Raw genomic sequence first — 10,054 nt, 5'->3', positions numbered from 1 at the left:
GGCGATCAGGGCGCTTCGACGACGGCGAGCAGTCGCGAAACGATGGTGTCGCTGGTGACGCCTTCGGCATCGGCTTCGAACGAGGTCAGCACACGGTGGCGGAGCACGTCGGGCGCAATACTCTTCACGTCGTCGGGCGTGACGAACGCCCGACCGCGCAGGAACGCGTGGGCCCGTGCCGCCTGGGCGAGTGAAATCGTGGCGCGCGGCGACGCACCGAATTCGATGAGCGGGCGCAGATCGGCGGCACCGACATCGGCTGGCGAGCGCGTGGCGTGGACCAGATCGACGATGTAGTCGACGATGCGCTCGTCCATGTACAGCTCGGCAATGCGACGTCGGGCATCGAGCAATTCTTCCGGCGAGGCGATCGCATTGACCACGATGCTCTCACCGCCCGCCATGCGACGAAGGATTTCCTTCTCCTCGGCGCGGGTGGGATAGCCGACCCGCAGTTTCATCATAAAGCGGTCGACCTGCGCTTCCGGCAGCGGATACGTGCCTTCCTGCTCGATCGGGTTCTGCGTGGCGAGCACGAGGAACGGTTCGGCCAAGCGATACGTGGTCCCACCGATCGTGACCTGCTTTTCCTGCATCGCTTCGAGCAGGGCGGCCTGCACCTTGGCCGGAGCGCGATTGATTTCGTCGGCGAGGATGATGTTGGCGAAGATCGGCCCGTGCTTGACGCGAAATTCGCCGGTGGGCTGGTCGAAGATCTGCGTGCCGACGACGTCGGCGGGGAGCAGGTCGGGGGTAAACTGAATACGCTGGAAGCTCGTGCGCACCGTTTCGGCGAGGGTGCGCACGGTGAGCGTCTTCGCGAGTCCCGGCACACCTTCCAGGAGCACGTGACCGCCGGTGAGGAGCGCGATCAGCAGGCGCTCCACCATGTACTCCTGTCCGACGATTCGCTTGGCGACTTCGCGCAGGACACCCTGCACCAGGGCCGCATCCTGCGACGCGGCAACGCTCGTGGTCACGATCTGCTGCTCCTCTTTTGGGTGGCTCGTTCCGTCGAGCATACCCGACAGCGTCCGGTCTGCTCCCTTACGGGGTTCCCACACGGGGCTCCCTCATGTGGCCAGGTGGCACGTTCCGACGGTTCTACTTGCCGCCGACCATGAGGGCTTCGAGTACTTCGCGCTCGGTGCTGTTGAGGGCCCGGGCCCCGCCCGGTGGCAAATCCCCGAGCCGCACGGGACCGAACCGCGTGCGCACCAGGCGCTCCACTTCGAGTTCGAGCGCATCACAGAGGCGACGGACTTCGTGCGTCTTGCCCTCGGCGATGGTAATCTCGAGGGCCCAGCGACGTCCGCCGAGCGGGTGGGCGACCACCTCACGGGGGACGACCAGTCCGTCTTCGAGCTGGACACCGCGGCGGGCGACCTTGGCGGCGGTGACGGCATCACCGCGCACCGTGGCGACGTACGTGCGCTCCACCTCATTGCTGGGGTGTGTGAGCGCGTGCGCGGCGCGACCGTCGGTGGTGAGCAGCAGCACGCCTTCGGTCATGAAATCGAGGCGCCCCACGTACACGAGTCCCGGAACGTCGTCGACGAGATCGAACACGGTGGTGCGTCCCTCGGGATCCTTGCGGGTCGTCATGACCGCCGCCGGCTTGTGGACCACGATCCAGGTGTGCGACGTGACGCGCGTGATGACCGGCGTCCCATCGAGCACGATGACGTCGCGGAAGGGATCAACGACCTGTCCGACGGTCGCGATCGCTCCGTTGACCTGCACGCGTCCTTCGGCCACGGCCTGGTCGGCACCGCGGCGCGACACCACGCCGGCCCGGGCGAGGGCCCGCTGCACGCGCATGGGGCCTTCGCGGTCGGCCTTGACGGTGCCACCGGCCTTGGAGGGCGGCGCATCGGCCGAGCGCTGCGGCTTGACACGACGCTTGGAGGACCCCGCTCCACTCCGATCGCGCACCGGCTTCTCGCGTGGTGCGGTGTCGCGTGGCGCGGTGTCGCGCGACTCCGCATCGCGCACGCTCCGCTCACGCGGGGGCTTTGGCTTGGCGACCGACGGGACCCCGCGCTTGTCGTTGGCAGCGCGAGCGGCGGCCCCACGAGCCGAGGGGCCTTTGGGTGTTTTCTTCTGTGTGCCGCGGCGGTACTCGCCCTTCTTCTCGGCGGCCGTCTTCTTCGGGGGCTTGGTCACTCCGGCACGACGGCTGTGTTACCGGCGCCACGCAGGGCGATCGCCAACTCATCGGCGCGCGGGAGTTCTTCCAGGTGTCGCAACGCAAACTGCTCGAGGAACTGAGAGGTGGTTCCGTACAGCAGCGGACGGCCGATGCCCTCGCTGCGCCCGACGATGTCGATGAGCCCGCGCTCGTGGAGCGACTTCAGCACGGAGCCCACGGCAACGCCGCGGATTTCTTCGATTTCGGCACGGCCGATGGGCTGGCGATAGGCGATGATGGCGAGCGTTTCGAGCGCGGCGGCGGAGAGTCGCTGCGGCCGGACGGCGACCTGCGCGCGCTCAATGGCTTCGGCGAATTCGGCGCGCGTGAGGATCTGCCAGCCGCCTCCCTGCTCGACCAGTTCGACGCCATGTCCGTCGACGTCGTAGTGCTCGCGCAGTTCATCGAGCGCCGCGGCTACTGCGGCGGGACTCGATTCGACGTCCAACGCCGCCAGCGCTTCCATGGCAATGGGGCGCGGGGCGGCGAACAGGGCGGCTTCAAGCAGCTTCGCTAACGGCGTCACGACGGATCTCCACAGAGGCAAAGGCATGATGCTGCGCGATCCGCAGTTCACCGAGCTTCGCCATTTCAAGCAACGCGAGCAACACCGACAGAATCTGCCAGGGCTCGGCGTCGCGACCAACCATATCGAACCAACGGGCCGAACGCCGCATGGCGAGCACCGCACGCACGGTGACCATGGCGCCCGCGACATCGAGGGCACGCGGGATGACCTCGTGCAGCGCGGGTTCCTTCGTCGTGCGCAGCACGCGATCGACGGCCGCCAGCAGCTCGCCGAGCGAGAGAGACAGCGGCGCGTTGATGGGCGTGATGTCGGCCGCTTGCGGCACCCAGCGACGCGGGAACTGATGACGACGCTCTTCTCCGCGACGCTCGAGCAGATCGACGACTTCGCGCATCTGCTGATACTCGAGCAATCGACGTACGAGTTCGGCGCGGGGATCTTCCCACGCTTCCTCGCCATCGGCCCGCGGGAGCAGCATCTGCGCTTTGATGCGGAGCAGTCGGGCGGCCATCTCGAGATAATCGGCCGCTTCGTCGAGTCCGAGCGTGCTGATGCGCGCCAGGAACTGCTCGGCGATGCGGGCAATGGGGATGTCGTAAATGTCGAGCTGTTCATCGCGGATGAGCGACAGCAGCAGATCGAGCGGGCCGGTGAAGTGGCTCAGCTCAACGACAAAGGAGGGCGCCGAGTGTTCGGCGTAGCGGAAATTCGGAGCGATCACGCGGCCTTCACGCGAAGGGGTTGGGCAGCATGTACGGGAAGTAGAACTGCTCGGCGAGCGCTCGCAGAATGTATGCGGGTGCCAACCAGATATTCACAAGCGGCCGGGCGAACGAGAGCACGGCGAAGAGCAACAGCAGTCCGACTCCCCCAAGGCGCTGGTACTGGAGCGACCACTTCGGGGGGAGCAAATACTTGAAGACGTGCGATCCATCGAGCGGCGGAATCGGGATCAGATTGAACGCCGCGAGAATCAGATTGATGAAGATACCGGCGGCGAGCATTTGTTGCAGCACGCCGAGGGGTCTGATAAGTGACGGAACATACTGTCCGAGCAGCCCTACGAGGACGATGAGGGGCACAATCAGGATGGCGATGGCCACGTTGGTGGCGACACCGGCCAGCGAGACGATGATGTCGCCGCGGCGGTAGTGGCGATAGTTGCGAGGATTGACGGGGACCGGCTTGGCGCCGCCAAAGATGGGCGCACCGATGAGCGCGAGCATGACCGGGAGAATGATGGTCATGAACGGATCGATGTGTTTGAGGGGATTCCAGGTGAGGCGCCCGAGCTGGTACGCCGTCATGTCCCCTTGCTTGAACGCCGCATAGCCGTGCGCATACTCGTGGGCGACCATCGAGAAGAGCAACACGGGTGCGATGAGGACGAGTTGCTGTGTAGAATCCACCGCAGCGGCGATTGGGAAAGGGCGCCAGGAGGGCGGCGGAGGGCCGGTTCCGGTCAACCCGCGCAGGACGCGAATGCAAGCAAGTACGAACTGGAAGGTAGCCCAGGGTGGGTCGGGTGTCAAAGCGCAGGCGGTGGCCAGAGATGCAGGGGGTTCTTGACCGCCGCCCTCTTTGCGGGTATGTTTTCCGGTCTGTCCGCAGTGGCCTGGGGCGTCGCCTCACCTCACTGTCGTTTTCGAACTTACCGATTCTACCTGCTGGGGAGTTTTCCGTGCCGAATATCAAGTCCGCGAAGAAGGACCTGCGGAAGTCGCGTGCGGCTGCAGTGCGCAATCGTGCGCAGCGTTCGGCGCTGCGTACGGCCGTCAAGCGGGCGAAGCTCGCCGCTGCTGCTGCCGATGATCGCCTGTCTGCCGTTTCGCTGCTTGATCGTGCGGCGCGCAAGGGACTCATCCATCGCAACGCCGCTGCTCGTCAGAAGAGCAAGCTGGCGAAGGCCGCCAACGCCGCGGCCGCGTAAGCTTCGCGACATCTGCGGTACGACGAAGGGCCGGACTCTGTGAGTCCGGCCCTTCGTCGTGATGGTGGCTCGCAACGCGTCAGAACGCGGCGAGTTCTCCACCACAACGCTCGCAGTACCACTCGGTCGGCAGGTTCATGGTGCCGCATTCAGTGCAGCGCAGTGTCTTGAGCGGCTCGTTGGTCGGGGCGGCCGTCGGGACCGACGACACGCCCGGTGCGGAAGCGGCGGGCGTGGGGTCAATCACGGACCGCAGGAACGCGAGGTCGTCGAAGGTATCACCGGCATCCACCGGGACCGAGTTCGCCGGGGTCGCGGTCGCGGTGTTGGCCTGCGATGCGGACGGCGCGGACATCGACGAGGCGCCGTGGACATCGAGCTCGACCTCGATGCCTTCGAGGGACCGGGTAAAGGTCGGATCAGGCGTGCCCGTGCTGTCGGCGAACATCGCCAGGGCGTCGTCAAACTCGGTCGAGGACTGGTCGGCCGTCGGCTGTGAGGTTGGCGACGTGGTCGGCACCAGCTCGGGCATCTCGGTCACCAGGCGCACGTCTGCCATCACGTCGGGCGTGCCGCCGAAGGCGATGTCAACGTCAGCGAAGGGTTCCGCCGCGGAGGCTACGGGCGGCTCGATGGCCGCCAAATCGCCCGTCGCGAAGATCGGGCGCACCGAATCCATCTCGCCTGGCGCCTCGACTGGCGCCTCGCTCGTGAGTTCCTCGGCCGGCGCCTCAACATCGGCGGCCGGAGGCTCGCTCGTTGCGCTCGCGAGCAAGGTGCGGATCTCGTCGATCTCGGTGAGCAGGCCGCCGCGCTGTTCGCCGAGTGAGGCGATCTTGGTTTCGACGTCCTGACGGACCGTTTCCCAGCGATTGTCGTCGTATTCGCCAACGGCGGTGCGAAGCATGGCTTCGACCCGTTCGTCTTCGAGCGTGGCCAGCTCGGCCTCGAGTGTGCTGAGCCGACGGTCGAGCTCATCGCCATGCGTGGAGAGCGCGCCGACGTGTTCACGGAGCTGCCCCATCACGGCATCGCGACGCGCCACGTAGTCGCCGTGGACGCGGTCAAACACGCGGCTCGGTGTCTCCGCGCGACGCGCGTCGAGCGCGGTCAACCAGTCATCATAGCGTTGCCGCTCGGCAACGAGCGACCGGACTTCGTCGATGGACACTGCGCGAGACTCCGTCATGTGAGGGCGCTGCTGAATGAACGAACCGACTCCAGATGCGAACCTGACGAATATGGCCGAGGTGAATCACAGCCATGTGTGACGCAGGTCGCAATGTTACGTCAGGTGCTGTTCGTCCGCGATGCATCCTCGTACCGGGGATGCAGTGAAGCAAGCACGGCCGCTTCGGTTGGAGGGAGCGACTGGGCGCCGCCCAACAGGCGCGCCACGGTGAGAATGCGGGCGGATTGCTCCACGGTTTCCATGCGCAGTAACGCTTCCTCGATCGAGGTGCCGAGGGCGGTGACGCCGTGGTTCGCCAACAGGAAGACTTCGTGGGTCGCGAGAAACGGACGCATGGCGTCGGCGAGGGCCGGTGTGCCCGGGCGCCCATAGGGCACCAACGCAATCGGCCCCACGACGACGGGCACCTCCGGCAAGACGTCGGCGGGGATTGGGATCCCGGCGGCGGCAAACCCGGTGGCTGCCGGGGGATGGGCATGCACGATCGCCCGGACGTCGGCGCGAGCCGCATAGCAGGCGAGATGCATCCCCAATTCCGACGAGGGGCGGCAGGTGGTGTCACGCGTACGGGGGTCACCCGGCAGCGCCTGCGCTCGTTCCTCGTGACAGGGCGTGCCGTCGGCGTGAACCCGGACGACATGAGTGTGGTCGATGGCCCCTTTATCCACGCCGCTGGCGGTGACCAGCAGATCGCCGTCGGGCAGCCGGCAGGAGAGATTCCCCTCCGCTCCGGCCAGCAGGCCGCGCGCATGCAGGCGCCGGCAGGCGGCGGCCAGCATGACGCGCAGTCCGTGCTCGTCGATCACCGTCGGCTCAGTCGGCGCGATACACGACGCGGCCACCGACGACGGTGAGGCGGGCCTGTCCGGTGAGCTGGCGGCCGCCGTAGGGCGTATTGCGGCCCTTCGACTTGAACGCCTTCGGATCGACGGTCCAGATGCGATTCGGATCGAACACGGTCACGTCGCCGAGGCTGCCCCGGGCCAGCGTTCCGCCGGGCAGATGGAAGACCTTGGCCGGCTTGCAGCTCATCGCGTCGACCATCTGCGACATGGTCATGACCCCGCGATGCAGCAGATACGTGCAGTTGATCGCCAGCGCCGTCTCGAGACCGACGATGCCGTTGGGCGCGTCGGCGAACTCGCGTTCCTTCTCGTCGTAGTGGTGCGGTGCATGATCAGTGACGAGCAGGTCGATGGTGCCGTCGGCGAGGCCTTGCTGCAGCGCTTCGACATCGGCCGCGGTCCGTAGCGGCGGATTCATCTTCGCGTTGGTGTTGTAGCCTTCGACCGCATCTTCAGTGAGCGAGATGTGGTGCGAGCACACTTCCGACGTGACGTTGATGCCGCGTTCCTTGCCCCAGCGCACGAGCTCCACGGAGCCCTTGGTGCTGAGATGGCACAGGTGGATATGGCCGCCTGTGCGCTTGGCGAGCAGGATATCGCGGATGACGTAGATCTCTTCGGCTTCGGCTGGAATGCCCTTGAGACCGAGCTTGGCGCTCATGATGCCTTCGTTCATGCTGCCGCCGCGCGCGAGCGTCATATCCTCGCAATGTTCGGCGATGGGCACGTTGAAGGCGCGCGCATACTCTAGGGCGGTGCGCATGAGTTGCGCACTTTCCACGGGCTTGCCGTCATCGCTGAAGGCGACGGCGCCCGCGCCGACCATCTCGGCGATTTCGGCGAGCGTCTCGCCCTTCTGCCCCACGGAGATCGCGCCGTACGGGTACACGCGCGCATAGCCAGCGGCCTCACCCTGACGCTTCACGAAGCCGACGACCGCCTGATTGTCGGTGACGGGCTTGGTATTCGGCATCGCGCAGACGCCGGTGAATCCACCGGCCGCCGCGCTGTGTGCGCCGGTGGCGATGGTTTCCACGTCTTCCCGGCCCGGTTCGCGCAAGTGGATATGCACATCGAGCATACCCGGGGTGACGACCAGGCCACTCACGTCGATGACCTCGGCGCCATCAGGTGTTCCGATGCCACTTCCACACGACTCCACGCGACCATCGCGTAGCAGCACGTCACCGATGGTGTCCATTCCCTGCGACGGGTCGACAATACGTCCGCCGCGCAGCAGCAGGTCCCGGCTCATGCGCCTCCCTTCTTCGCCGCTTCGGCGAGTTCCGGCTTGCCGCCGGCCAGCAGATACAGAACGGCCATGCGGACCGCCACGCCATTGGTGACCTGATCGAGGATCACCGAGTGCGGCCCATCGGCCACGTCACTGTCGATTTCCACGCCGCGATTCATCGGGCCAGGGTGCAGGATGAGGATATCGCGCGGCGCCTTCTCGAGCCGCGCGCGGGTAACGCCGTACACGCGATTGTATTCGCGCAACGACGGGATGTAGCCAGCTTGCATGCGCTCGAGCTGCAACCGCAGGACATTGAACGCATCGGCCCACTCGACTGCCTCCTCGATGCGATCGAACACGGTCACGCCCATCTCGCCGATGGCGCTGGGCAGCAATGAGCGCGGACCGCACACAGCGACTTCAGCGCCGAGCTTGGTGAGGCCCCAGATGTTGGAGCGAGCGACACGCGAATGGAGCACGTCACCGACGATGCAGATGCGGCGTCCGGTGAGATCGCCGAGGTGATTGCGCAGCGTAAGAATATCGAGCAATCCCTGTGTGGGGTGCTCGTTCGTACCGTCGCCGGCGTTGATGACGTTGGACTCGATCCGTTCGGCCAGGAACTGCGCGGCTCCCGATGCGCCATGGCGGATGACCACCATGTCAATCTTCATCGCCTCGAGATTGCGCGCCGTATCGACCAGCGTTTCGCCCTTCGAGACGCTCGATCCCGCCGACGCGACGTTGACCGTATCGGCACTCAGTCGCTTCTCGGCGAATTCGAACGAAATGCGGGTGCGCGTAGACGCTTCGAAGAACAGGTTGACGATCGTGGCGCCGCGCAACGTGGGCACCTTCTTGATCGCGCGCTCGGAGATTTCGCGAAACGGCACCGCGGTGTCGAGTACGAGGCGGATTTGATCGGCCGAGAGCGGCGCGAGTCCGAGGAGATCCTTACCGAGCGGGCCGGCCATAGTCTCAGGCCTCGTCGTCGCGCGCGGCGATCAGCACTTCATCGCGCCCGTCGAGTTCTTCGATGAACACATCGACGCGCTGTCCGGGATGTACTTCGACTTTGCGACCGATGACGTCGGCGTGAATGGGCAACTCGCGACCGCCACGATCGATCAACACGGCGAGAGCGATACGCGCCGGTCGTCCGAAATCCGCCAGTTCGTCGAGCGCCGCGCGGACGGTACGTCCGGTGTAGAGCACATCGTCGACGATGACGACGTTCTGGTCGTCGAGCGTCCACGGCAGCTGGGTAGTGCCGACCACGGGACGCGGTCCGACCGTCTGCAGGTCGTCGCGATAGAGCGTGATGTCGAGGGCGCCGCTGCTGATGTCGACGCCTTCCTGCGCTTTGATAATGCGCACGATGCGCTCGGCGAGTTGCACGCCGCGGCGCTGGATTCCGACGAGCACCAAGTTGTCGGTGCCCGCATTCAATTCGACGATCTGGTCGGCCATGCGACGCAGCGTGCGATCAAGCGCGCGGGCATCAAGGACGATGGAAGGCTTTCGAGGCATGGCCACAATATAGCGCGGCCATGCCTCTCACACGCCTCTCACATGCTTACCACTCGTGATGACTGCGCGGCGGCTGCGCGCCGGCGGCCGGCCGCTGTGTCCAGAGCCCGGAGAGCGGCGACAAATGACGGGCGGCGGTGCGAGCGGCACGCAGGCGAGACTTGTCAATGAACGGTATCGTGGACGTCGCGGCGTACATGGCGATGTCGGCGGCGGCCTCCATGGTGGCCTGCGCGAATCCGTGTGACCAGTCGGGGCCGTACGGGTGCGAGTCGGCGCGTTCCTCGACACCCATACCGAAGGCCACGCACTTGTCAGCGGCCTCGCGCAGATTCCGGCTGGACGCCAAGTGGGCGACGACGACATGGAAGCCGTCACGGCGCCCCATGTGATACGTGGGTGACTGCAAGGCCTCGCCGGATGGCGGCTCGACTACGCCCGATGCGATTCCCGTGAGCATCACGCACAGCTGCGAGAAGTAGCCACGGATCGGATCAATCGGCGGCTCTTCGAGAATACGGGACATGGCTCTTCCGGCTCGGGTCGTCGCGACGGCCGCCATTCGGCGACTTCGCATACGGGTAAGGGGGCAAGTGACGT

12 protein-coding genes are annotated in these 10,054 nt (G+C 65.9%); 1 reads left to right on the top strand and 11 read right to left on the bottom strand.

Annotation, left to right across the window (positions count from 1 at the left end; genetic code table 11):
• Positions 1 to 5: 5 nt before the first annotated feature.
• The 5 genes from RMP10_RS10880 to RMP10_RS10860 form a co-directional block, all read right to left on the bottom strand.
• Complete coding sequence (locus RMP10_RS10880; protein ID WP_309669933.1) at positions 6 to 980, bottom strand: AAA family ATPase; 975 nt, start codon at positions 978 to 980, stop codon at positions 6 to 8.
• Positions 981 to 1,104: 124 nt separating this feature from the next.
• On the bottom strand, positions 1,105 to 2,166 hold the full coding sequence (locus RMP10_RS10875) for a pseudouridine synthase (protein WP_310570309.1): 1,062 nt from the start codon (positions 2,164 to 2,166) through the stop codon (positions 1,105 to 1,107).
• The gene (scpB, locus tag RMP10_RS10870) at positions 2,163 to 2,717 is read right to left on the bottom strand and encodes an SMC-Scp complex subunit ScpB (RefSeq protein ID WP_310570308.1); all 555 of its coding nucleotides are present in this window, start codon (positions 2,715 to 2,717) and stop codon (positions 2,163 to 2,165) included. Before scpB ends, RMP10_RS10875 begins: the two co-directional genes overlap by 4 nt.
• The gene (locus RMP10_RS10865) at positions 2,692 to 3,441 is read right to left on the bottom strand and encodes a ScpA family protein (protein ID WP_310570307.1); all 750 of its coding nucleotides are present in this window, start codon (positions 3,439 to 3,441) and stop codon (positions 2,692 to 2,694) included. The genes scpB and RMP10_RS10865 overlap by 26 nt, the downstream gene beginning before the upstream one ends.
• A gap of 7 nt (positions 3,442 to 3,448) precedes the next feature.
• Positions 3,449 to 4,129, bottom strand: a complete 681-nt coding sequence (locus tag RMP10_RS10860) for a site-2 protease family protein (protein ID WP_310570306.1) — start codon at positions 4,127 to 4,129, stop codon at positions 3,449 to 3,451.
• 272 nt (positions 4,130 to 4,401) lie between these two features.
• Here RMP10_RS10860 and rpsT point away from each other — a divergent pair, with 272 nt between their 5' ends.
• Positions 4,402 to 4,650 (top strand): 30S ribosomal protein S20, encoded by a 249-nt coding sequence (rpsT, locus tag RMP10_RS10855; RefSeq protein ID WP_171224605.1) that lies wholly within the window; start codon positions 4,402 to 4,404, stop codon positions 4,648 to 4,650.
• A gap of 79 nt (positions 4,651 to 4,729) precedes the next feature.
• Here rpsT and RMP10_RS10850 read toward each other — a convergent pair whose 3' ends face one another.
• From RMP10_RS10850 to RMP10_RS10825, 6 genes are all read right to left on the bottom strand, one after another.
• Positions 4,730 to 5,839, bottom strand: a complete 1,110-nt coding sequence (locus tag RMP10_RS10850) for a hypothetical protein (RefSeq protein ID WP_310570305.1) — start codon at positions 5,837 to 5,839, stop codon at positions 4,730 to 4,732.
• 101 nt (positions 5,840 to 5,940) lie between these two features.
• Complete coding sequence (locus RMP10_RS10845; protein WP_310570304.1) at positions 5,941 to 6,684, bottom strand: class II aldolase/adducin family protein; 744 nt, start codon at positions 6,682 to 6,684, stop codon at positions 5,941 to 5,943.
• Positions 6,656 to 7,942, bottom strand: coding sequence for a dihydroorotase (locus tag RMP10_RS10840; protein ID WP_310570303.1), 1,287 nt, complete (start codon positions 7,940 to 7,942; stop codon positions 6,656 to 6,658). The genes RMP10_RS10845 and RMP10_RS10840 overlap by 29 nt, the downstream gene beginning before the upstream one ends.
• Positions 7,939 to 8,898 carry an aspartate carbamoyltransferase catalytic subunit gene (locus RMP10_RS10835; RefSeq protein ID WP_309673381.1) on the bottom strand — a complete coding sequence of 320 codons (960 nt, stop codon included), beginning with the start codon at positions 8,896 to 8,898 and terminating at the stop codon, positions 7,939 to 7,941. The genes RMP10_RS10840 and RMP10_RS10835 overlap by 4 nt, the downstream gene beginning before the upstream one ends.
• A 4-nt stretch (positions 8,899 to 8,902) precedes the next feature.
• Entirely contained in the window at positions 8,903 to 9,454 is a 552-nt protein-coding gene (pyrR, locus tag RMP10_RS10830) for a bifunctional pyr operon transcriptional regulator/uracil phosphoribosyltransferase PyrR (protein ID WP_309673382.1), read from the bottom strand.
• Between the two features lie 46 nt (positions 9,455 to 9,500).
• Positions 9,501 to 9,980 carry a hypothetical protein gene (locus RMP10_RS10825; RefSeq protein WP_310570302.1) on the bottom strand — a complete coding sequence of 160 codons (480 nt, stop codon included), beginning with the start codon at positions 9,978 to 9,980 and terminating at the stop codon, positions 9,501 to 9,503.
• Between the last annotated feature and the right edge of the window lie 74 nt (positions 9,981 to 10,054).

The sequence above is a fragment of the Gemmatimonas sp. genome (genome assembly GCF_031426495.1).
In the GTDB taxonomy this organism is placed as follows: domain Bacteria; phylum Gemmatimonadota; class Gemmatimonadetes; order Gemmatimonadales; family Gemmatimonadaceae; genus Gemmatimonas.
Note: the sequence above shows the minus strand (reverse complement) of the source record. Positions and strands in the feature narration are given on the sequence as shown.